The 21,481-nt window shown below is 67.4% G+C and carries 19 protein-coding genes; 6 read left to right on the top strand and 13 right to left on the bottom strand.

The genetic code is table 11. The features are described 5' to 3' along the window. Window positions 1–17: 17 nt before the first annotated feature. Entirely contained in the window at window positions 18–1,310 is a 1,293-nt protein-coding gene (locus tag K3F48_RS17370; RefSeq protein ID WP_222576691.1) for an RsmB/NOP family class I SAM-dependent RNA methyltransferase, read from the bottom strand. Between the two features lie 202 nt (window positions 1,311–1,512). Here K3F48_RS17370 and K3F48_RS17375 point away from each other — a divergent pair, with 202 nt between their 5' ends. After that, entirely contained in the window at window positions 1,513–1,653 is a 141-nt protein-coding gene (locus K3F48_RS17375; RefSeq protein WP_222576692.1) for a hypothetical protein, read from the top strand. A gap of 90 nt (window positions 1,654–1,743) precedes the next feature. Here the strand turns inward: K3F48_RS17375 and K3F48_RS17380 are convergent, their stop codons facing one another. The 4 genes from K3F48_RS17380 to K3F48_RS17395 form a co-directional block, all read right to left on the bottom strand. Then, complete coding sequence (locus K3F48_RS17380) at window positions 1,744–2,697, bottom strand: hypothetical protein (protein WP_222576693.1); 954 nt, start codon at window positions 2,695–2,697, stop codon at window positions 1,744–1,746. A gap of 331 nt (window positions 2,698–3,028) precedes the next feature. Continuing rightward, window positions 3,029–3,883: a right-handed parallel beta-helix repeat-containing protein gene (locus K3F48_RS17385; RefSeq protein WP_222576694.1), complete on the bottom strand. Its 855-nt coding sequence runs from the start codon at window positions 3,881–3,883 to the stop codon at window positions 3,029–3,031. A 195-nt stretch (window positions 3,884–4,078) separates the two neighbouring features. Next, window positions 4,079–5,074, bottom strand: a complete 996-nt coding sequence (gene glpX, locus K3F48_RS17390; RefSeq protein ID WP_222576695.1) for a class II fructose-bisphosphatase — start codon at window positions 5,072–5,074, stop codon at window positions 4,079–4,081. Window positions 5,075–5,127: 53 nt separating this feature from the next. After that, window positions 5,128–6,435 carry a homoserine dehydrogenase gene (locus K3F48_RS17395; protein ID WP_222576696.1) on the bottom strand — a complete coding sequence of 436 codons (1,308 nt, stop codon included), beginning with the start codon at window positions 6,433–6,435 and terminating at the stop codon, window positions 5,128–5,130. 230 nt (window positions 6,436–6,665) lie between these two features. Here K3F48_RS17395 and K3F48_RS17400 point away from each other — a divergent pair, with 230 nt between their 5' ends. Together K3F48_RS17400 and K3F48_RS17405 are read left to right on the top strand one after the other, a co-directional pair. Continuing rightward, entirely contained in the window at window positions 6,666–7,520 is an 855-nt protein-coding gene (locus K3F48_RS17400) for a nitroreductase family protein (RefSeq protein ID WP_222576697.1), read from the top strand. Window positions 7,521–7,965: 445 nt separating this feature from the next. Further along, window positions 7,966–9,294 carry a PAN domain-containing protein gene (locus K3F48_RS17405; RefSeq protein WP_222576698.1) on the top strand — a complete coding sequence of 443 codons (1,329 nt, stop codon included), beginning with the start codon at window positions 7,966–7,968 and terminating at the stop codon, window positions 9,292–9,294. 198 nt (window positions 9,295–9,492) lie between these two features. On the opposite strand, the gene K3F48_RS17410 is transcribed toward K3F48_RS17405, so the two are convergent. From K3F48_RS17410 to K3F48_RS17420, 3 genes are all read right to left on the bottom strand, one after another. Then, the gene (locus K3F48_RS17410) at window positions 9,493–9,765 is read right to left on the bottom strand and encodes a hypothetical protein (protein WP_222576699.1); all 273 of its coding nucleotides are present in this window, start codon (window positions 9,763–9,765) and stop codon (window positions 9,493–9,495) included. A 105-nt stretch (window positions 9,766–9,870) separates the two neighbouring features. Beyond that, window positions 9,871–10,989, bottom strand: coding sequence for an acyltransferase (locus tag K3F48_RS17415; RefSeq protein WP_222576700.1), 1,119 nt, complete (start codon window positions 10,987–10,989; stop codon window positions 9,871–9,873). A gap of 166 nt (window positions 10,990–11,155) precedes the next feature. Then, a complete protein-coding gene (locus K3F48_RS17420; protein ID WP_222576701.1) occupies window positions 11,156–12,052 on the bottom strand; it encodes a radical SAM protein in 897 nt (298 codons plus the stop codon). 220 nt (window positions 12,053–12,272) lie between these two features. Between K3F48_RS17420 and K3F48_RS17425 the strand changes: the two genes are divergently transcribed. Further along, window positions 12,273–12,920, top strand: a complete 648-nt coding sequence (locus K3F48_RS17425) for a hypothetical protein (protein WP_222576702.1) — start codon at window positions 12,273–12,275, stop codon at window positions 12,918–12,920. 126 nt (window positions 12,921–13,046) lie between these two features. On the opposite strand, the gene K3F48_RS17430 is transcribed toward K3F48_RS17425, so the two are convergent. From K3F48_RS17430 to K3F48_RS17445, 4 genes are all read right to left on the bottom strand, one after another. Then, window positions 13,047–13,895: a carbon-nitrogen hydrolase family protein gene (locus K3F48_RS17430; RefSeq protein ID WP_222576703.1), complete on the bottom strand. Its 849-nt coding sequence runs from the start codon at window positions 13,893–13,895 to the stop codon at window positions 13,047–13,049. 21 nt (window positions 13,896–13,916) lie between these two features. Beyond that, window positions 13,917–16,355 carry a DNA topoisomerase (ATP-hydrolyzing) subunit B gene (gene gyrB / locus K3F48_RS17435; protein ID WP_222576704.1) on the bottom strand — a complete coding sequence of 813 codons (2,439 nt, stop codon included), beginning with the start codon at window positions 16,353–16,355 and terminating at the stop codon, window positions 13,917–13,919. 315 nt (window positions 16,356–16,670) lie between these two features. Further along, window positions 16,671–17,777, bottom strand: a complete 1,107-nt coding sequence (locus K3F48_RS17440; protein WP_222576705.1) for a hypothetical protein — start codon at window positions 17,775–17,777, stop codon at window positions 16,671–16,673. A gap of 65 nt (window positions 17,778–17,842) precedes the next feature. Next, window positions 17,843–18,763: a hypothetical protein gene (locus K3F48_RS17445; RefSeq protein WP_222576706.1), complete on the bottom strand. Its 921-nt coding sequence runs from the start codon at window positions 18,761–18,763 to the stop codon at window positions 17,843–17,845. A 396-nt stretch (window positions 18,764–19,159) separates the two neighbouring features. On the opposite strand from K3F48_RS17445, the gene ccrA reads away from it, so the two are divergent. After that, window positions 19,160–20,413, top strand: coding sequence for a crotonyl-CoA carboxylase/reductase (ccrA, locus tag K3F48_RS17450; RefSeq protein ID WP_222576707.1), 1,254 nt, complete (start codon window positions 19,160–19,162; stop codon window positions 20,411–20,413). A 49-nt stretch (window positions 20,414–20,462) separates the two neighbouring features. On the opposite strand, the gene K3F48_RS17455 is transcribed toward ccrA, so the two are convergent. Next, a complete protein-coding gene (locus K3F48_RS17455) occupies window positions 20,463–21,008 on the bottom strand; it encodes a TetR/AcrR family transcriptional regulator (RefSeq protein ID WP_222576708.1) in 546 nt (181 codons plus the stop codon). A gap of 130 nt (window positions 21,009–21,138) precedes the next feature. Here K3F48_RS17455 and K3F48_RS17460 point away from each other — a divergent pair, with 130 nt between their 5' ends. Then, window positions 21,139–21,444, top strand: coding sequence for a carboxymuconolactone decarboxylase family protein (locus K3F48_RS17460; RefSeq protein ID WP_222576720.1), 306 nt, complete (start codon window positions 21,139–21,141; stop codon window positions 21,442–21,444). The last annotated feature ends 37 nt before the right edge of the window (window positions 21,445–21,481 follow it).

Genomic DNA, 21,481 nt, shown 5'->3' on the forward strand with positions numbered 1-21,481 from the left:
GACGAGCTGCCGCGCCCTCACGCCTTCCTCAGCACGCACACGAAAAACCCATCCGTGCCGCTCGCCCGCGCGCCGAGACGCAGCCCGAAGCCGAAGGGCGAGGCGAAACGGGCGAGCTCCGTCAGCTGCGCCTCACCCGCCGCCTCGGCGGCCGGAACCGCCGAGAAGCCGCTCGCGCCCTCGAGAAACGCCGCGATCTGATCCTCGTTCTCGTCGCGCAGCAGCGAGCAGGTGACATAGACGAGCCGCCCGCCCGAACGCAGATAGCGCGGCGCCTTCTCCAGCAGCGCGCGCTGCTCCTCGAGCCGCGCGGCGAGCGCGCCCGGGGCGAGGCGCCATTTGGCGTCCGGATGGCGCCGCCAGGTCCCCGTCCCCGTGCAAGGCGCGTCGATCAGCACGAGGTCGCAGCGGCCCTCCAGATCGGCGAGCACATCGGCGCCGCCGCGCGGCGCGCGCACCTGCACATTGCGCGCCCCGGCGCGCTCCAGCCGCGCATAGATCGGCGTCAGTCGGCGTCCGTCGTCGTCGAAAGCGTAGATCTGCCCGCGATTGTGCATCTGCCCGGCGAGCGCCAGGCTCTTGCCGCCGCCGCCGGCGCAGAGGTCGAGGACCTGCTCGCCGGGCGCGGCGGCGCACAGCAGCGCGGCGAGCTGCGATCCCTCGTCCTGCGGCTCGACATGGCCCTTCACGAAAGCCGGCTCGGCGGCGAGCGCCGGGCCGCGGCCATGCGGTCCGGCCGGCAGGCGCAGGCCGAGCGGCGACAGCGGCGTCGGCTCGGGATGGAGATGAGCGAGCCGGCGCATCGCCTCCTCGCGCGAGGACTTCAGAATATTTGCGCGCACGTCGAGCGGAGCCCGCGCGGCGAGCGCCCTGCCCTCCTCCGCCGCCGCCGCGCCGAAAGCGGCGGCGAAGCGCTCGGCGAGCCATTCGGGATAATCGCCGCGCACATGCGCGGGCGCGCCGTCGAGCGTCGCGCAAGCGAGCCGCTCGCGCTCGCCCTCCGAGAGCGGAGCCGGCGCATGGCCCTCGCCGCTGCAGAGCGCCGCGATCGCCTCCCCTGTCAGCCCGCGCGCCTCGCGCAGCGCGCCGAGCATGATGGCGCGAGGCGACTCCTCCCCCATCACATGAGCGGCCGAGGCGCGCTTGCGCAGGGCGTCGAAGACGAGGCCGGCGATCGCGGCGCGATCCTTGGAGCCGGCAAAGCGATGCGACAGGCCCCAATCCTTGATCGCGTCGGCCGCCGGCCGGCGGCGGGCGGCGAGCTCGGCGAGAATCTCTATGGCGGCGGAGACATGGGCGGCAGGCGTCATCGTTCGTGACTTAAGGAGTTGAACGGCCGGACGCCAGCGCAAAGGCGCGGAAGCGGCCGATTTGCCGCGGAAAAGCAGAAAGTCTCCAATTTGCCGCAAAGCCGCGCCCACGGCCACATTCTGGCCCAAAAGGCCGCGCTCAAGTCATGTCTGCGCTGCGGCGACCCGCGGCGGCTCAACACTTTCCCAGGAAATACCAAAGATGCGTGCTCTTCATCCGCTCGCCGCAATTCTGCTCGCGCTCTCGCTCGCCGCCTGCGCGGCGCAGTCGCAGCCCGATCTCACCCCTCCGCCGAAAGCGCCGCTCGACGCGAAGACGCAGCTCGAATCGGGCCATCACTGAACGGCGTGACCGAGGCGCGCCGCCGCGATGGCGCGCCTCGGCGTCGCACGAGATCGACCCCGCGCCCGCATCACTCGTGAAAGGCTTGCATTATTTGTGGGAAATGGAAGCGACGACGCCGGAAATGTCGGTCGCATTGCCCAGCACCGCATTGTCGCCGAAGCTCTGCACGGTTGCGAAGTTGAGATTTTGAATTCCGACCTGGTTGCCTGTGGCGGCGGACCGGCCGAGCCGCATCGTGGTCGCGTTCGGGAAGCCGCCGACCGCCAGATAGCCGACGCTGGCGTTATTGTTCGCGAAGCTGTCGACGATCGTCACTATCGCGCCGGGATAAGCGCGCAGGCCCGCGACGCCATTGTCATTCGTCGTCACATGATCCATGGAGGCCACGACCGGCTTCTGGCCCGGAACGATGTCGACGCCGAACTTGCCGTTGTTGGACGAGATCGTGTCGGAGATCGTGACGGACATTCCATCCCACCCGCCGGAGATCGCAACCCCCTCATTGGCGAAGCGGCGCACGACGCAGCCGACGATGTTCAGCACGCGAGCATAATAGGCGACGACGCCGGCCGTCCCGACTCCGCCGCCGTCGATGTCTATGCCGCGCAGAGTAACGATGGCGTTCGCGGCGTTGATGGCGACCGCATTTTTTGCATTGGCCGTTCGCACGCTGGTTCCAGGGACGCCGGTGATGGTGATCGATTTGTCGATCGTCAGCGCGCCGTAATTCGCCGGGTCGAGCGCCTTGATCTCGCCGGCCGCGCTGGTCTGGCCGATGGCATAGCCGAAGGTGCGGCAGGCGGTGGCGGGAGTCGCGCAGACGCCGGAGTTGACGCCCTTGCCGGATACATAAGTGACCGCGCCGAGCGCCATCGCCGGCGATGCGGCGACGCAGGCGGCGAGCGAAGCGGCGGCGGCGATGGCCGCAACGAAACAACAATCACGCATGGGCGTGTCCTCCTGGATGATGTGGAGCGCGATCGCTCCCATGCCGCGGAAGATGCCCGTGCGGCTCACGCTCGGCTGTGCCGGAGAGCACATCGCCGGCCGCCGCCGAGGCGAGAGCGGCGCCTGCGCGAGCGAATGGGAAAGGCGAATAGCGAGTAGCGAGTAGCGAGTAGAGGGGCTCGCCCTACCACCCGCGCTCGCTACTCGCTACTATTCGCTATTCGCTATTCGCAACGCTGAAAAAGCAACGACGATCACATCGACGAAGCGGTCCTGAGCGTCCCCTGCACGTCGGCCCCGTTGCTGAACAGCTTGTTGCCGCCGAAACTGACAGCCGCGCTCCTCGCGGGAACGGCGACCGCAGGCGGACTCGTGGGCAGATGCGGGGCGACGCTCGACAGCGCCGCCCACCACCCGGCGAGACTTATTTGGACGCGACCGAGCCGACCGCGCCGTCGACGTCGGTCGTGTTGCCATACACCTTGTTGTCGCCGAAGCTCTTCACGGTCGCGGCCGTGACATTGTGAATGCCCGTCGGATTTCCGGAGACGACATTGCGGGAAAGATACATCTTGCTGGTGGCGTCGCCGGAGGCGCGGTAGCCGCTGTTCGCATTGTTGCTCGCAATGCTGTCGGAGATCATGACGGCGGCCTTGGGCGCGACGAGAATGCCGGAAAATCCATTGTTGTTCGTCGTCACATGATCGACCGAGGCGGTCACCTTGGCGCCGGCGCCCGGCACGAACTGAATGCCGAAATTGCCATTGTTGGACGAGATCGTGTTGGAGATCGTCGCCGTCACGGCGCCGGCGGCCGGCGAAATCGAAATTCCATCCGCGCCGACGCGGCGCACGATGCAGTCCACGATGCTGACCGATTTGGCGTTGGCGACGGTGATGCCGCTCGTGCCGACATTGCGGCCATTGATCTCGATGCCGCGCAGGCTGACCGTCACCGCGCCATTGTCGATGGAGATCGCGGACCCCGCCGAAAACATCTCGATGCTCGCGCCCGGAACGCCGGTGATCGTCACCGACTTGGCGATGGCGACGACGCCGTAATCGGCCGGATCGAGCGTCTTGATCTCGCCGTGGGAATCGGTCTGCGACAGCGCATAGGCGAAGTTGCGGCAGGCCGTGGCGGGCGTCGCGCAGCTGCCGGCGTCCGCTCCCTTTCCGGAGACATAGGTGACCCCGGAGCCGGCCATCGCCGGAGCCGCCCCGAGCGAGGCGAGAGTGAACGCGCCGATCGCGGCGGACGTAAGAATATGATTTCGCATGAGCGTTCTCCTCGAATTGCGGAGCAGGCCCGCTCCGATGGAGGAGCATGATAGGGAAATGCTCTCGATCGCGCTCGTGCGCTGGCGCACACGACGAACGCTGCGCGCGAAGCCGGGGCCTCGGCGCCCGGACCGCGAGCCTTCAGGCTCGCGTCTCGCGCATAGTAGAGAGGCGCGGCGCTCGACGGGAAACTATTAATCCATATCGAATTTCGGCGGGGCGCGATGCGTCGCGCGGATGCGGCGGACCGTCCCGGTCGAGGAGCGATAGACCAGCGTCTCCGTCTCCGCCACGCCCTTGTCGAAGCGCACGCCCGCGAGCAGCGGGCCGCCGGTCACGCCGGTCGCGCACACGACGACGTCGCCGCGGGCGAGCTCCTCCAGCGCATATTTCTTCTTCGGATCCTCGATGCCCATGGCGGCCGCGCGCGACACTTTGGCGGCGCTGTCGAGCACGAGGCGCCCCTGCATCTGGCCGCCGACGCAGCGAAGCACGCCCGCCGCCAGCACGCCCTCCGGCCCGCCGCCGGAGCCGAGATACATGTCGACGCCGGTCTCCGCCGGCTGCGCGGTGAAGATGATCCCCGCGACGTCGCCGTCGCCGATGAGGCGCACGCGCGCGCCCGCCTCGCGGCATTTGGCGATGAGCTGCGCATGGCGCGGCCGGTCGAGAATGCAGATGGTGATCTCGCGCGGCGACAAGCCCTTGGCCTCGGCCAGCGCCGCTATATTGGCGGCGGGGGCGTTGTCGAGATCGACGACGCCCTTGGGATAGCCGGGGCCGACGGCGATCTTGTCCATATAGACGTCGGGCGCATAGAGCAGCGAGCCCGTCGCCGCCATGGCGACGATGGAGATCGCGCCCGGCATGTCCTTGGCGCAGAGGGTCGAGCCCTCGAGCGGCGCGACGGCGAGATCGACCGCCGGCCCCGTTCCGGCGCCGACCTCCTCGCCGATGTAGAGCATGGGCGCGGCGTCGCGCTCGCCCTCGCCGATCACCACGCGGCCGCGGATGGCGAGACGATCGAGCTCGCTGCGCATGGCGTCGACGGCGGACTGGTCGGCCGCCATCTCGTCGCCGCGACCGCGCCATTGCGCCGCCGCCACCGCCGCGCGCTCGGTGACGCGGGCGAGCTCCAGTGTGAGATTGCGGTCGAGGCCCTTTCCATCCGCCGACGGAATCCAGTTCATGTCGAACGCCCCCTCTTCGGCTGTCGAAGGGCGAGCCTTAAAGGCTCGCTCGCTCACTCGCGCTCGATGCGGATCACCTGCGCCGGCTCGGCGATGGTTCCGTCCGCGAGAATCGCGTCGAGCGCCTCGCGCACGAGCAGCTCCGTCGTCGCATGAGTGATGAGGATCACGCCGACCGGCGCGTCGGCGCCGCGACGGGCCGCGCGGGCGCCATGCTGCATGATGCTCTCGAGCGAGATTTTTCGCTCGGCCATGCGCGTCGCGATGGCGGCGAAGGCGCCCGGCACGTCCGGCACCGAGAGGCGGATGTAATATCCGCCCTCGTGGCGCTGGACGGGCGTGCGCTCGCAGGCGCGCAGAGCGGAGCTCGGCAGGCCGAAGGGCGCCGAGCGCACGCCGCGGGCGATGTCGGCGATATCGGCGACGACGGCGGAGGCCGTGGCGTCGCCGCCGGCGCCCGGGCCGACCAGCGTCAGCTCATGCACGGCGTCGGCGTCGATGGTGACGGCGTTGGTGACGCCCATCACCTGGGCGATGGACGTCGTCTTGCGCACCATGGTCGGATGCACGCGCTGCTCTATGCCCTGCGCCGTGCGCTGAGCGACGCCGAGCAGCTTGATGCGGAAGCCGAGCTCGGCGGCGGCGTCGATATCGGCGAGGGTGACGCGCTCTATGCCCTCGATATCGACGGCCTCGGGCGCGATGCGCGTGCCGAAGGCGAGCGAGGCGAGAATGGCGAGCTTATGCGCCGTGTCGAAGCCGCCGATGTCGAAGGTCGGATCGGCCTCGGCATAGCCGAGACGCTGCGCCTCTGTCAGGCAGTCGGCGAAGGAGAGGCGCTCCAGCTCCATGCGCGAGAGGATATAGTTGCAGGTGCCGTTGAGCACGCCATAGACGCGCTCGATCGAGTTTCCCGCGAGGCCCTCGCGAAGCGTCTTGACGATCGGAATGCCGCCGGCGACCGACGCCTCGAAAGCGAGCGCCGCATGCTTCGCCTCGGCGAGCTCGGCGAGCGCGAGGCCATGGGCGGCGAGCAGCGCCTTATTGGCGGTGACGACGGATTTGCCGCTCGCGAGCGCCGTCTCGACGCTGGCGCGCGCGGCGCCCTCGGCCCCGCCGATCAGCTCGACGAACAGATCGATGCTGCTCGAGGCGGCGAGCGCGGTCGGATCGTCGAAGAAGGTCGCGCCGGAAAGATCGAGGCCGCGATCCTTGGCCTTGTCGCGCGTCGACACGCCGACGAGCCGGATCTCGCGGCCGGTGCGCGCCGCGAGCGCCTCCCGCTGCCGCTGCAGGAGCCGAACGACCGAAGCGCCGACCGTGCCGAGGCCGGCGACGCCGACACGCAGAATTTCCGCCATGAGAATTACGTCCGCTGAGTTACGTCCGCGACGAGTGGCTCGAGGCTGCGCCCGAACGGCGCAGGGCCCTGTGACTTAGTCCAATGGGCGGTTCAAAGATAGTCCCGCTGACGAGGCATCAGGCGAACGCCTGGAAGCGCGAAGCTCCCGCCGGCCCGAGGGGTGGATTTTTGCGCCCGCATTCGCCACCATGGTGCGAGCCCCAGTCATCTAAAGTTTCCGGAGAGGACATGAACAAGCCCGTCAGCCAACGAGAACTCGGCGCGAGCCAGGGCGCCGCGGCCATTCGCGCGCGCTATCGCCGCGAGGATTCGCCGACGCCGCCCGCTTGGAACGAGACGCTCGACCTGCTGCTGGCCCATCGCTCCGTGCGCGCGTTTCTGCCGGAGCCCGTTCCGCCGGGCGTTCTGGAGACGATCGTCGCCGCGGCGCAATCGGCCTCCACCTCCTCCAATCTGCAGGTGTGGAGCCTCGTCGCCGTGGAGGACGCCGAGCGCAAGAGCCGGCTCGCCGATCTCGCCGGCAATCAGCAACATATCCGCGACGCGCCGCTGTTCCTGCTGTGGCTCGCCGATCTCGCGCGGCTCGACAATATGGGAAAGGATCAGGGCCGCGACGCCGCCGCCCTGCCCTTCCTCGAAATGTTCCTGACCGCCGCCGTCGACGCGGCCCTCGCCGCCCAGAACGGTCTGGTGGCGCTCGAATCGCTCGGCTATGGCGGCGTCTATATCGGCGGCATCCGCAACAAGCCCGAGGAGGTGGCGCAGGAGCTGGAGCTGCCGCCCGGGACCTTTGCCGTGTTCGGCATGGCGGTCGGCCGCCCCGATCCCGCCAAGGCCGGCGGCGTGCGCCCGCGCCTCGGCCAGGGCGCCGTGCTGCATCGCGAGCGCTATGCGTGGAACGACGCGCAGCGCGAGGCGATCGCGACCTATGACGAGAAGTTCCGTGATTTCCAGAAAGAGGCCGGCCTTCCCGAGCAGGGCTGGATCCGCCAGGCGCTCTCGCGCGTGCGTGGCCCCGAAAGCCTCGGCGGCCGCGACCGGCTGACCGAAATGCTGCGCGCGCTGGGCTTCGGACTGAAATAGCCGGAGCCCGAGCCCGAGGCCGGGCAGGGGAATCGGGCGAAGGACTATATACCTAGACCCTCGTCCTGAGGAGCCCGCGAAGCGGGCGTCTCGAAGGACGGCAATGGGGAGAAACCTTTGATTTCGCCCTGCGGCCGTCCTTCGAGACGCCGCCTGCGGCGGCTCAGGACGAGGGTCAGGGATATGGTCCTTCACCCGATTGCCCTGTCGGGGCGCGCCTTCGGGCTCGCAGCGAAAGCGGCGACTATCGTAATATGCGCGCGCTCGATCGATTCGTTGGTCTTTTCACCGCGCTTTCCCCGGCGGCGCGCCCCGCGTCGGCCACAGCTTTGCGCTCACGCATCGTATTCCCGCCGAGATCGCGCCCGCGACCTTCGGCCCTTGAACACAGGAAGCGGATCGAGGCCGGGCCCCGCGACGAGGCGGGACATCGACCGAGGGAGAGATGATGGCGGCGGTGGATGGATCGGCGCGGCGGCCGATGCAGGAAGCGGCGGACTCGCGTCCCTGGAGCGAGGTCGAAGCGCAATATCGGGAGGAATGCGCCGCTCTGCTGCGCGACGCGCGCCGCCATCTCGAGCAGCGCGTCGCGAGCGAGCAGGTCAAGATCGACAATGCGCTCGCCGCTTTCGCCCGCGATTTCGACGCCTGGCTCGAGCGCGAACGGCGCGGCGAAGCGTCGCCCAAGCCGAGCCTGTCCACCTTGTTCGAGATTTGGCTCGAGCGCGGCGCGGCGGGGCAAGGCTCCTCCGTCGAGCGGACGAAACGCCGCGCCGCCGAGGCCGAGGCGGCCGCGCTGCGCGAGCGGCTCGACGCCGAGACCGCGCGCGCCGACGCGCTGGAGCGGCGCCTCCGCGAGGCCGCGCCGACGCAAGCCGCCGCCTCGGCCCCGACCCGGGAGCGACGATCCCCGCGCGCAGCCCTCGTCGTCGCCATCGTGCTGGCGGGGCTCGGCGCGATCGTCGCGGCGACGGCCGTCGCGCCGTCGCGCGACCTCGCCGGCATTCGCGACGCGCTCGAGGCCGAGGCGCGCCATACGCTCGCCGAGCTCGCGGCGCGCCGGGCGGGGACGGAGGCGCTCGCCGCTCTGCTCGCGGCCGACAAGGACGGGACCATCGCCCGCGTGATCGCCGCCGATCCGCCGGCGGCGCGCGCCCGGCTGAACGAGATCGCGCCCGCGCCGCAGCTCGCGGCGGATGCGCCGGCCGAGCGCGCCCCCGCCGCCGCCGAATCCGCCCTCCCCGGCGAGCCCGCCGCTCCCGCCGCGCCGCCGCCGGCGGCCGCGCCCGAGGCGCCGGCTCCCAAGCCCGCGGCCTTTCGGCCGAGCGTCGACAATCGCGATGTCGCCGGGGCGCAGATCGCGGCTCTGCGCAATCTGGACGCGCTGTCCTGCCTCGCCGCCTGCCGGCGCCGGCCGGACTGCCTCGCCTCTGTGTTCGACAAATGGAACCGGATGTGCCGGCTGAAATCGAGCGTCACGGCGTTTCGGCTGAACCCGCGCGCGACGAGCGCGCTGCGCGAGGACGTCCATGTTCCGCGCCCTCCCGCGGGCCCGATCGCGATGGAGCGCTATCCGTCCAAGGCCTTCCCGGGCGAGGGCTATCGCTCGCAGCCGAGCGAGGGGGCAGACGCCTGCAAGAGCCTGTGCCGCGACGACGCCGCCTGCGTCGCCTTCACCTTCCGCCTCGACGACGGCCTGTGCCATTTGTTTTCGACGACAGGAGAGTATTTTCCCAACGCGCTCGCCGACAGCGGCGGCAAGCGGCAGGACTAGCGGTCTGCGTCATCGATTTTGACGGGCTTCGAGAGCGAGCCGAAGAGACCGAAGGCCCTCTCCCTCACCCTCCCCCCGCTTCGCGGGAGAACGAGGCGGCCGGCGTTTCGCGAACTCTCTATGAAGCGCCGAATCTGCTCCCTCTCCCGCGAAGCCGGGGAGGGGGCGTCGAGCTCTCTTCACTTTCGTCGACGCGCGTCAAAATTCCCGGTTCGCCTCGGCGAGCAGCACGACGCCGACGGCCTTGTCGACATTCATGTCGCTCGCGTCCTTGTGCGGGCCGAGAGCGGCCGTGTCGTCGGGATAGCGGTTGAGCATGACGAGCGTCATCATCGGCGCGCCGCAATCATGCAGGCTGTCCTGCGCCCCGGGCACCATCACCCGCGCCGAGGCCGGAAACTTCTGCAGCGCCTCGATGAGCTCGCCCACCGTCTTCGGCCGCTCGCGCGTAAATGACCGTTCCTCCGCCACAACCGATCTCCTCTCGCCGACCCGCGGCCGTTCTACCATTGCGGCATGCAAGAATCGTAGCTGCGCGCGCCTTGCTCAACCGCAAAGGCGGTGAAGCGAACGACCTCATGCGCCTCGGGACTCGGCCTCGAAGCGGCTGACCGGACGCGCGGCCGGTTCGGGGCGGATCAGCCATCGAAGGGACCGGGTGACGGGAATTTCGAACCAGCGATAGACGAGCGCCGAGGCGACCGCCGACGCCGCGACGGAGATGGCCACGGCCACATAGGCCGGCAGCATCTTGTCCAGCCCCGCCGCGAACCATGCCGCGGCGAAGGGGCTCATCACCATGGGATGGCAGAGATAGAGCGAATAGGAGGCTTCCCCCATCGACACGCCGACGCGCGTGAGACGTCCGTCAGCGCCTCCCTTGCTCTTGTCGAGCACGCAGGCAGCGAAGATCAACGCGGCCGGGACGCCCCAGGCCACGACGCGCATCCAGTCGTTGGGCGTGAGCCAGACCCGCGGCTGCGCGGCGGAGTCGAGAAAGTCGCGCAGGAACATCGCGACGCCGATCGCGACCAGCGCGTAGCGCGCGCCGGCCGGCAGAGAAACGCCGCGCAGCGCCAGCGCCGCCAGCCCCATGCCGAGAACGAACTCCACGACGATCGGCCGCGTCCACACCAGGAGCTGAGCATTGTCGATCGGAAAGATCATGCCGATCGCGACCAGAACGCCGAGCGACGCGGCGATCGAGAGCACGGCCCGCTCGCGGCGAAGGCCGAGGAAGAGCGCGAAAACGGCGTAGAAGAACAGCTCATAATTGAGCGTCCAGCCGAGCTCGTAGACGGGCCGCGGAACGCCCGTCTCATGACTGTCCCACGGAATGAACAGGAAGGAGGCCGCAATGGTCGCGGCGTCGGGAAGCGGCTTGTGAACGATCGCCATCCGGGCCAGCAGAAGGGCCGTCGCGACCCAATACAAGGGCGCGACGCGCGTGAGGCGCCGCAGGACGAACGTCCTTGCGCCATCCGGCGCGGCGAACAGCGATTGCGACGAATAGACGATGATGAAGCCGGAGATGACGAAGAACAGATCGACGCCCGCTCCCCAGGGGATGAGGAAGCTCCAACCGAAGGTCTGGCCCTGCCGTTCCATCGGCAGGCCGATGAAGCTCTGCGCATGGCCGATCGCGACGGACAGCGCGGCGACGGCGCGCAAGATTTGAACCGACGCTATCTTCACGGCCTGCACTCCGGGACACAGTCGTCCGAGGGGTGTATGACCTTTCCCTTAAGCTCGGGTTATCTGATCACTGTGATCGCGGGACGCTTTCGGCAAATCGCCTCAGCGTCATTGGCAGCCGGCGTGCGCTGAAGAGCCGAAAAGAGCGCCTCCGGACCGCGAGCCGCTAGAGCCCGCGCGCCCAGGCGGGCCGCAGCGGCGCGGCGTCGGGCGCGGCGATGGCGGCGCGCAGCTCGGCGAGCAGACGCGGCTTGTCCGCGCCGAGCGTCCCCTTCAGGATCAGCCAATTGGAGGCGTGATCGCTGCGGAACACCGTGCGCTTCAGCTCGAGCGCGGAGAGGAACAGCTCCATCTCCTGCAAAAGTCCGAGCACGTCCAGCGGCTCGAACGCGCCGAATGTGTCGCGAAAGCGCGTGTCGCCCTCGGGAAAGCTCACCACGAGCGTGGCGAGAAATTCGGGCTGCGCGGCGTTCATCAGTGCGGCGGAATTCAGCGCATGCTGTCGCGACAGCGCGCGGCCGCCGAGCCCGTCGAGGATCATCACCGAGCGCTTGATCCCCGCGCGCCCGAGCTTCTCCAAGGCGTCGCGCGTCGTCTCGAAGGTCTCGCCCTTGTCGACGCGCGCCAGCGTTTCATCATCGCCGGATTCGGCGCCGACATAGACGAGCGAGAGGCCGAGCTCGGCGAGCTCGCGCAGCTCCTCGACCGATTTCTTGCGCAGATTGCGCGGCAGGCAATAGCTCGAGACGCGCCTGACGCCCGGCAGATCGCGGCGGATCGCAGCGAGGATATTTTTCAGGCGGCGGGTCGAGAGCGTCATCGCGTCGCCATCGGCGAGGAAGACGCGCTTGACGCTCTGGCCGAGCTGCGCGCCGCAGCGCGCGATCGTCTCCAGCGCTTCCGCTTCGTCGCGCGGCCGAAAGCGCTTCTGCGGCGCCGTATACATCTCGCAGAAGGCGCAGCGGTTCCAGGAGCAGCCGTCGGTGACGGGAAGAATGAGCGAATCCGCCTCGCTCGGCGGACGGAAGACGGGCTCGACATAGCGGATCGGAAGCAGGCTCATGCGGCGCCTCTCGGCTCGGGACGAGTCCACTTAGCGCCCTTTCCGTCCGAACGGAATCGTTCGCGCGAATTCGCCCTCTCCCGAGCGCCTTCGGCGCTCGACATCCCCCGCATGGGGGACGCGGAAGCGCCTCGCCCGGGCATAGCTTGCTCCTTCGCCGCGAACGCCCCGGTCTCGCCGGACGGCGACGGCCGATCCGAACGTCTCAGGGGGAACAATCATGCGCCAGCTTTTCGGCAAGCTATCGGGAACGCAGATCACGATCGTTCTGCTGGCGCTGGCCTTGTCCGGGCCGGGAACGCTCGGCGCCGCCGTGGTCTATCAGGCGGTCGGCCTCGTCGATCCCGGCACGGGCGCGAAAGCCCAGGTCGACAGCGCCAGAAATCTCCATGTCGCCGATACTTTCGTGGATTACGCGCATAATCCGGCGAATGTGGTCAATATATCGGCCGCGCTGGTCTTCCAGCCCGGCGTCGCGCTGCAGCCGACGCTCATATATCAGCCGCCGGCCGGCAAGACGCTGCTCATAAAGTCGGCGCAGTTCAACTACGGCGACAACACCAGCGGAAATACCATTGTATTTGAAGCCTTGACGACCAATGCGAGCAATGGCAATCAGTATAAATTCGAATTTATCGCCAATAATGCGGCCGGATCCCTTTCGACTGTTTTTGAATCTCCCCTCGTCGTGAAAGCGGGCGCTGCTCTGACCGGCGTCTTCGTCTCGGGCCCTACAAAACGAAGGACCGCTTCTCTCCACATCCAAGGCTATCTCGTTCCGGCCGCGAGCGTTCCGGCGACCGCCTCGGTGGCGGAAGCCGAGCAGTTCGTGCAGGTGGGCAAGCCAGAGTTCGGGACCGCGAAGTGAACGCGGCGTCGGCTGCGTCGGGCGCCTGCTCCTGTGATCGCACGACGATCCGGGAAGCAAATCACATCGTTTCCAGCGGATCGGCCTACGTTGTGGCAGTCTCGAGGCGCAGCGATCGAAACCACATCAGACGATGAAGAATGACATTCGATCATTGCTTCGCGCGTCCAACACGCGGCGTTCGGCGTATATTGCGCCGGATCTCGCCGTGGCGCGCCACGGACGCGCCTTGTTGATCGCAATGTCGAACCGCGGAGCGTCCTTCTCGATCTCGCCGCAAACCAGGAGTTCCGCGCCATTCGCTTCGGCTTGTGCGAGCCAATAGCCGTCAGGTCCGATCAAGCCGGCAGACAGACGATTGTCCGGCAAGGCGGGAATTGAAAGGCTCAGCCAAAAATTATTGGTCGCGGCGTGGGCCTGCGCCAAGAGCCCGTAGATCGGATCATCGGCATAGGCGGAGAGCAGCGCGCACTCGACGCCGCGCCTGCCATAGTCGATGAACAATTCCGGAAATTGCACTTCGATGCAAAGCGCGGCGCCGAAGCATATTCCGTCGACCTCGAACACAAAGGCTACGGCGCCCGGCGTATACCAATCGCTCAGCTCGGCGTTGGAGCAAAGACGCTTGTCATAGCGTCCGATCAACGCCCCAGCGTCGGAAATGACGTAGAGGCTGTTGTGCGGACGATTGGGCGGCGTCAAGCGGTGATTGCAGCCCAGAACCGTCCACAGGCCAAGGCGCGCCGCATGATCCGAGATGCGGTCCAGTTCGTCGCGAAGCGCTCGCCAATCCACCTCGTCCCAATCACGGATTTGTGATTTGACATACCCTGATAGAGCGCCTTCGGGAAAATGGACGAGTCGACAGCCCGCCGATCGGGCCATCGACATCAGATCGCGGAGTCGTCGCCCGTTCTCACGAACATCGGGGGTGATGCGGCTCTGCGCCGTCGCAATACGGAACGGAGCTTTCATCGGCGCTGGCGGCGCGCGCCCTCACACATCCAGATTCGCCACATTGAGCGCGTTCTCCTGGATGAACTCGCGGCGCGGCTCCACCACATCGCCCATCAGCTTCACGAAAATATCCTCGGCCTCCACGGCCTCCTTCACCTTCACCTGCAGGAGCGAGCGCACGTCGCGGTCGAGCGTCGTCTCCCAGAGCTGTTCGGCGTTCATCTCGCCGAGGCCTTTGTAGCGCTGGATGGCGAGGCCCTTGCGGCCGAGCGCGGCGGTCGCGTCATAGAGCGCGAGCGGGCCGGACAGCGGCGTCTCGTCGCCGCGGCGCGCCAGCGAGGCGGCGCCGGCGAAAATGTCGCGCAGGCTCTCGGCGCGCTCCTGCAGCTTGCGCGCCTCGCTGGAGGCGAGCAGCGCCGCGTCCAAAGTCACCGCCTGCGCGACGCCGCGCAAGGTGCGGCGGAAGACGTAGCCGCCCTCGCGCAATTCGCCGGTCCAGCCGCGCTCGGTCTCTTCCGCGATCGCGTCGAGACGCCGCGCCACATCCTGCGCCAGCGCCTCGGCCTGCGCCTCCTCGCCAACGGGCGCCAGCGCGCCGGCCAGCGCCGTCTGCTCCACCACGCTGCGGTCGTAGCGCGAATGCAGCCCGTTCATGATGGTGCGGAAGGAGCGCGCATCCTCGAGCGCCTGGCGCAAGTCCTTGCCGGCGCGCTCCTCGCCATTGCCGCAGCGAAGCACGGCGCCGTCGAGCACCGAGTCGATGAGATAATCCTCGAGCGCGCGCTCGTCCTTCAGATATTGCGTCGATTTGCTCTTGGTCACCTTGTAGAGCGGCGCCTGGGCGATGAACACATGGCCGCGCTCGATCAGCTCCGGCATCTGCCGATAGAAGAAGGTCAGGATCAGCGTGCGGATATGCGCGCCGTCGACGTCGGCGTCGGTCATGATGATGATCTTGTGATAGCGCAGCTTGTCGGCGTTGAACTCGTCGCGGCCGATGCCGGTGCCGAGCGCGGTGATAAGCGTGCCGATCTGCTCCGACGACAGCATTTTGTCGAAGCGCGCGCGCTCGACATTGAGGATCTTGCCGCGCAGCGGCAGGACCGCCTGGAACTCGCGATTGCGGCCCTGCTTGGCGGTGCCGCCGGCCGAGTCGCCCTCGACGATGAACAGCTCCGATTTGGCGGGATCGCGCTCCTGGCAATCGGCGAGCTTGCCGGGCAGGTTCGCGACATCGAGCGCGCCCTTGCGCCGCGTCAGCTCGCGCGCCTTGCGCGCCGCCTCGCGCGCCACCGCCGCCTCGCACACTTTGGAGACGACGGCTTTCGCCTCCTGCGGATGCTCCTCCAGCCATTGGTCGAGCAATTCATTGACGATATTCTCGACCGCCGGGCGCACCTCGGAGGAGACCAGCTTGTCCTTCGTCTGCGAGGAGAATTTCGGGTCGGGCACTTTCACCGACACGACGCAGGTCAGGCCCTCGCGGCAGTCGTCGCCGGTCAGATCGACCTTCTCGCGCTTGGCGAGGCCGGAGCGCTCGGCATAGCCGGTGATCTGCCGCGTCAGCCCGGCGCGAAAGCCGGCGAGATGGGTGCCGCCGTCGCGCTGCGGAATGTTGTTGGTGAAGACCAGCACGTTTTCATGGTACGAGTCGTTCCACCACAGAGCGACTTCGACATTGATGTGCTCGCGCTGGCCGTGAATCATGATCGGCTGCGCGATCAACGGCGTCTTGGCGCGATCGAGATAGCGCACGAAGGCCTCGAGCCCGCCTTCATAATACAGCTCCTCGCGCTTTTGCTCCGCATGGCGCGCGTCGGTGAGCACGATGCGCACGCCGGAATTCAAAAAGGCCAGCTCGCGCAGGCGATGCTCGATCGTCGCATAATCGAACTCGACCATGGTGAAGGTCGCGGGCGAGGGCAGGAAGGTGACCTGCGTGCCGCGCTTCGGCTTGCCGTCCTCGAGCGGCGCGTCGCCGACCATGGCGAGCGGCGCGACGGCGTCGCCATTGTGGAACTCCATGAAATGCTCGCGCCCGTCCTGCCAGACGCGCAGCTTCAGCCACACGGACAGCGCATTGACCACGGACACGCCGACGCCGTGCAGGCCGCCCGAGACCTTGTAGGAGTTCTGGTCGAACTTTCCGCCGGCGTGCAGCTGGGTCATGATGACCTCGGCCGCCGAGACCCCCTCCTCCTTGTGGATGCCGGTCGGAATGCCGCGGCCATTGTCGGTCACGGTGCAGGAGCCGTCGGCGTCCAGCGTCACCGTGACGAGGGTGGCGTGGCCCGCCAGCGCCTCGTCGATGGCGTTGTCGACCACCTCATAGACCATGTGATGGAGGCCGGTGCCGTCATCGGTGTCGCCGATATACATGCCGGGACGCTTGCGCACGGCGTCGAGCCCACGCAGCACCTTGATCGAATCCGCGCCATATTCGGGCGTCGGGACGGCGTCGTCGGCGTCATTGCTCATATTGTCGGGGGCTCCTGCGGGCGGGACGATTCTGAAGCGCTGATTTTACCGTGGAATGGGGGTCGGATGCACGAAAAACCGGCGCGGGGGGCGGCGGCGTCCGCGTGACCGCCGGAAAGGGCGTTTCTTCCTCCCCTTCAGGGGTCCCTCGAGGGGAGGCGCGGCGCGAGGCAGAGACGCGCCCAATCTCTCGCCGGCGGCGATCTCGCGGCGGCTCGGACGAATGGTGAGAGCGCTATCCGATCCAAGCGGTCGGATAGCGCTCTAGAATTCACGCATTCAGATCGATCGTAAAATTCCCAATGGAAAGCGCGCTTAGAAAGCTCTTACCGGGATGTAGGTGGCGTTGTTCTGTCGGTAATTATCCGCGGTCGCGTTCAGCGGGTCCGCGATCACGCCGATCCAGTAGTTCTTGCCAGGGGTCAGCCAGTTCGGCAGCGTCACCGTCGTCCGCGCGGTCCAGTGCGCGCCGGGCGTCAGCGTGATGCTTCCCGTGCCGATCGTCGTGTCCGCAGTCGAAATGACGTCGTTGGTCGAGATGACCCAACGCATCGGCGCCGTGTGGGTCACGCTGCCCTGGTTCTCATAGGTGAACTCGACCTGCACCCTCTGTCCGGGGCGGACGAAGTGGCCGCGCTCATTGGCGACATTGGCGACCGGGAGCTCGGCGCCCGCGGTGCTGTAGACTCGGGTGCGCCGATGCGTCGAATATTCGCCGCTCACGCCGGAATAGGCCCAATGCGCCACACTGAAGTCGCGCGCGCTCGACCACCAGCCGTAGAGGAAGGCCGTGCCCTGGCCGGCGTCGGCGCCGAGATAGCCATAGGCGGTCGAGCCATTGGCCCAGAGATGCTGGAAATCCGTGCCCATCATGTTGTACCAGCGGCTCTCATGGAGGAGGCCCGAGGAATGGCCGAGCTCGTGGATGGCGGTCGCCTGCAGCTGGCGCAAGCCGGCTCCGTTCATGTTATAGGTCCACAGGCTGGTCTTCAGCTCGTCGCCCGTCCACCGCCAGGGCGAGCTGTAGTTGAAGTAAATGTCCGATTCGTTGATCCCATAATGCCAGCCGAACAGCCAGTAGCAGGTGCGGCGGGTCAGAGCGGCGGCGGGCGCCCCGCCATGGACAGAGGCGTCGGTCGTGCCGAAGATCTCGTTCACGCCATTGCCGGACGACCAAGTGGTGTCGTCGGTTCCCAGCGTGAAGAAGAACTTGCTGGGGTTGCGGTAGTGAATGTCGACCGCGCGCTGCAGGGCGTTCCGCCAGTAGCCGGTCGGAAAGCTGTTCGGGCTCGCCCGCATGGTGACGTTGTTGCCGCTCCATTTGATGGGGTTGCCGCCGCATGTCGAGTAGCTGTAGGCGAAGGCGTCCGCGCTGGAGAAGAGCGCCACGGAGGCGGCGAGAATTGCAAGCTGTCCACGCATTGTCTTAGGTCCTTGTTTTTGAAGTCGAGATTGCAAAGGCAGTCGAGATTGCAAAGGCGGAAGAGTTACTGGCCCTTCTTCGGAAGCTTCGAGGCGTCGTCCTTCGGCAGGCTCTTTTCTTCCGCGGCGTCTTCCGCCGAACGCGGCGCCGACGCGCGCTGAGCGGCGGCGGGCGGCGGAGCGGCCGTCGGGAGAACGGCGGGGCCAGCGGAGCCGACGGCCTGCGCGTTGAAGGAGGCGAAGCTGGCGACCGGCGCGCGGGCGGAACCGAGCTTCGAGCCGACGGCGGCCATGAAGGCGTCGACGGACACCGTCGGACCGCCCGATGTCGTCGCCATCGCCGCCCCCCCGCTCGGAACCATCGTCATGACGATGTCCTGCTTGCTCGCCTCATATTGCTTGCGCGCCTCGGCCACCGGCGTTCCCCGCCGCGCCAGCATCGCGCGCACGTCCGGGTTCTTGATCAGCTCGTCGAATTTGGGGGCCGGATAGCGGACCGTCTGAAATTCCTTCGGCGGCGCGCCGTTCGACACGATCTTGTCGTTCGCGAGCGAACGCACCGGCGCGCCGTCGCTGTCGTAAACGACGCCTTTCAGGACGCGGAACCGCCCCTCGGCGCAATCGACCAGCGGACATCCATGTTTCTGACCGCTGTTGTCGACGAAGAGAATGTCCTCATCGCCCGTTTGGAAAATGGGCGCGGTGGAGACTTCGGTGACGCTGCCGCGCCCGTCGGGCCCACCCAGGAAGCGCATTTTGATCGATCCTGCGGCCGAGCCGCGCGCGGCGCTCTGCACGTCGAAGCTGACGATCGTGTAGGGCAGGCCGCCCGGTCCGCCAGTCTTGTATTCGACGCTGGCGACGCGCGTGCGAACGATCAGGTTGGACTTCTCGACAAGTTGCTTCATATCGGACGCCGAGGCGACGCCGCCCGCGAGAATGGCGCCGCCGAGGCCGAGCGCCGTAGTCAAATTGATCTTGGACATGTCAAAAGCCTTTTCGATTTTGGCGGACGCCGAAGCGTGTCGTCGCCGCCCTCAGATTTGATCGATTGGTTCAATCGAACGCCCTTTTGATAGCTCGGACGCTCGCGGGCGGACGTGCGACGGCGCACAGAGCGATGTCATGGCGGCTGACGGACCAAATCGCGGTCGGAGCGATCGGATGATCGGCCCAGGCCGGATGGAGACTTTTGAGCGTGACGCCGGCGTCGGCGCTGGTGAAACCGCCAGTCGGCCTTCGCCTGATGCTTGTCGCGATCGATGACCAGGTCTCGCACCCTCGCCATCATCGCTCTGTTCAGGCGAAAGCCCGCCGTATATGAAAGGCCGTCATGAACCCGGCCCGCCGTCGGCCGAAAGAGTTCCCCGAGGAGCCAGACGTTGACCGAACTGAAAGACCTGTACGACATCGGCGAGATCCCGCCGCTCGGGCACGTGCCCGCCAAGATGCACGCCTGGGTCGTCCGCAAGGAGCGGCACGGGCCGCCGGAGGAGTCGATGCAGCTCGAGGTCGTGCCGACCTGGGAGCTCGACAGTCATGACGTGCTGGTGCTGGTGATGGCGGCGGGCGTCAACTACAATGGCGTGTGGGCGGCGCTCGGCCAGCCGATCTCGGTGCTCGACGCCCATAAGCACCCCTATCACATCGCCGGCTCCGACGCCTCCGGCATCGTCTGGGCGGTCGGCTCCAAGGTCAAGCGCTGGAAGGTCGGCGACGAGGTCGTCGTTCACTGCAATCAGGACGACGGAGACGACGAGGAGTGCAATGGCGGCGACCCGATGTTCTCGTCGTCGCAGCGCATCTGGGGCTATGAGACGCCGGACGGCTCCTTCGCCCAATTCGCCCGCGTGCAGGACCGCCAGCTCATGGAGCGGCCGAAGCACCTCACCTGGGAGGAATCGGCCTGCTACACGCTGACCCTCGCCACCGCCTATCGCATGCTGTTCGGCCATGAGCCGCACCGGCTGAAGCCGAGCGACAATGTGCTGATCTGGGGCGCCTCGGGCGGCTTGGGCGTGTTCGGCGTGCAGCTCTGCGCCGCCGCCGGCGCCAACGCCATCGGCGTGATCTCGGACGAGAGCAAGCGCGACTATGTGCTCTCGCTCGGCGCCAAGGGCGTCATCAACCGCAAGGAGTTCAAGGGCTGCTGGGGCCAGCTGCCGACCGTGAACACGCCCGAGTTCAACGACTGGTCCAAGGCCGCCCGCGGCTTCGGCAAGGCGATTTGGGACATCACCGGCAAGAAGGACGTGGACATCGTCTTCGAGCATCCCGGCGAGCAGACCTTTCCGCTCTCCTGCATGGTGGTGAAGCGCGGCGGCATGGTGGTGTTCTGCGCCGGCACCACCGGCTTCAACCTCACCTTCGACGCCCGCTATGTGTGGATGCGCCAGAAGCGCATCCAGGGCTCGCATTTCGCGCATCTGAAGCAGGCGGCCGCGGCCAACCGCTTCGTCATCGACCGCAGAGTCGACCCCTGCATGTCGGAAGTGTTCCCCTGGGCCAAGATTCCGGTCGCGCACACCAAAATGTGGAAGAACGAGCACGCCCCCGGCAATATGGCGGTGCTGATCAACGCCCCGTCGACGGGCCTGCGCAGCCTCGAGGATGTGATCGAGGCCGGGCGGACGTGAGCCTGCCGGGATAACCCGGCCCTCGCCGAGGCGAGGGCCGCTTCTGCGCTCAGGCGCGCGCCTCGTGGATCGACACCCGCTCCACGACCTTCTCCATCATAGAGGGATCGTCCATGGCGCGGGCGAGCAGCACGCCGCCTTCGAAAGCGGCCAGGATGGTCTCGGCGGCGCCGCTGTCTTCGCCCAGCGCGGCGCGCAGCCAGCGCAGCGTTTCGGCGAAGAAGCGGCGCGCCTCGGCGCCCACCTCGGCCGGCAGCGCGCCGATTTCGGCCGCCATCATGCCGAACAGGCACATGCGCTTGCGCTCGGCCACGGTACGGCGGAACATTTCGCCGAGCAGGGCGACCGCCTCGGCCGGGCCGCGCGCCGCCGGATCGCCGAGCTCGGCGAGACAAAGGTCGGCGTAGCGCCGCGCGACGGCGGCGACGAGCGTCGCCTTCGTCGGGAAAAAATAGTGAACGCTGGCGCTCTTGACGCCGACATCGGCGGCGATGTCGCGAAAGCTCACGCCATTATAGCCATAGCGGCACAAACGCTCCTCGGCGCTGTCGAGAATCTTCTCGGCCGTGCCCTCCCTTCGTCGCGCCGTCGCCATCTCGTCTCATCCTTTCCCGCTGTCGCGGATACAGCGCCATTGACAGGCCTCCCGTCAACAACACATGATGAACCTATCAAGTGGTAGATAGATGACGCGACGAAGAGGACAGCCCATGAGCGACCCTAAAATGTACGACATGAAAAATCTGAAAGCGCTCGGCGCGATCGGCGCGGCGGCCCCGGCCGCCATGGAGGCCTATCGCAAATTCGACGAGGCGGCGCTGGCCGACGGCGCCATTCCGAAGAAATACAAGGAGCTGATCGCCCTCGCCGTGGCGATGACGACGCAATGCCCCTATTGCCTCGAAGTGCATCGCAAGCATGCGCTCGCCGCCGGCGCGACCGAGGCGGAGCTGGCCGAGACGATCTTCGTCGCCGCGGCGCTGCGCGCCGGCGCGGCGGTGACCCATGGGACGCATGTCGTGGCGGGGTGACGGGGAACCGCCCGCCCGGCGAACGGCTGCGAGCCTG

It is taken from the genome of Methylosinus sp. Sm6, from assembly GCF_019802345.1.
GTDB lineage: Bacteria > Pseudomonadota > Alphaproteobacteria > Rhizobiales > Beijerinckiaceae > Methylosinus.

Excerpts from the sequence above, each read along its gene's own strand:
- K3F48_RS17370 (WP_222576691.1), bottom strand. The coding sequence starts at position 1,310 with ATGACGCCTGCCGCCCATGTCTCCGCCGCCATAGAGATTCTCGCCGAG.
- K3F48_RS17375 (WP_222576692.1), top strand. The coding sequence starts at position 1,513 with ATGCGTGCTCTTCATCCGCTCGCCGCAATTCTGCTCGCGCTCTCGCTC.
- K3F48_RS17380 (WP_222576693.1), bottom strand. The coding sequence starts at position 2,697 with ATGTGCTCTCCGGCACAGCCGAGCGTGAGCCGCACGGGCATCTTCCGC.
- K3F48_RS17385 (WP_222576694.1), bottom strand. The coding sequence starts at position 3,883 with ATGCGAAATCATATTCTTACGTCCGCCGCGATCGGCGCGTTCACTCTC.
- glpX (WP_222576695.1), bottom strand. The coding sequence starts at position 5,074 with ATGAACTGGATTCCGTCGGCGGATGGAAAGGGCCTCGACCGCAATCTC.
- K3F48_RS17395 (WP_222576696.1), bottom strand. The coding sequence starts at position 6,435 with ATGGCGGAAATTCTGCGTGTCGGCGTCGCCGGCCTCGGCACGGTCGGC.
- K3F48_RS17400 (WP_222576697.1), top strand. The coding sequence starts at position 6,666 with ATGAACAAGCCCGTCAGCCAACGAGAACTCGGCGCGAGCCAGGGCGCC.
- K3F48_RS17405 (WP_222576698.1), top strand. The coding sequence starts at position 7,966 with ATGATGGCGGCGGTGGATGGATCGGCGCGGCGGCCGATGCAGGAAGCG.
- K3F48_RS17420 (WP_222576701.1), bottom strand. The coding sequence starts at position 12,052 with ATGAGCCTGCTTCCGATCCGCTATGTCGAGCCCGTCTTCCGTCCGCCG.
- K3F48_RS17425 (WP_222576702.1), top strand. The coding sequence starts at position 12,273 with ATGCGCCAGCTTTTCGGCAAGCTATCGGGAACGCAGATCACGATCGTT.
- K3F48_RS17430 (WP_222576703.1), bottom strand. The coding sequence starts at position 13,895 with ATGAAAGCTCCGTTCCGTATTGCGACGGCGCAGAGCCGCATCACCCCC.
- gyrB (WP_222576704.1), bottom strand. The coding sequence starts at position 16,355 with ATGAGCAATGACGCCGACGACGCCGTCCCGACGCCCGAATATGGCGCG.
- K3F48_RS17440 (WP_222576705.1), bottom strand. The coding sequence starts at position 17,777 with ATGCGTGGACAGCTTGCAATTCTCGCCGCCTCCGTGGCGCTCTTCTCC.
- K3F48_RS17445 (WP_222576706.1), bottom strand. The coding sequence starts at position 18,763 with ATGTCCAAGATCAATTTGACTACGGCGCTCGGCCTCGGCGGCGCCATT.
- K3F48_RS17455 (WP_222576708.1), bottom strand. The coding sequence starts at position 21,008 with ATGGCGACGGCGCGACGAAGGGAGGGCACGGCCGAGAAGATTCTCGAC.
- K3F48_RS17460 (WP_222576720.1), top strand. The coding sequence starts at position 21,139 with ATGTACGACATGAAAAATCTGAAAGCGCTCGGCGCGATCGGCGCGGCG.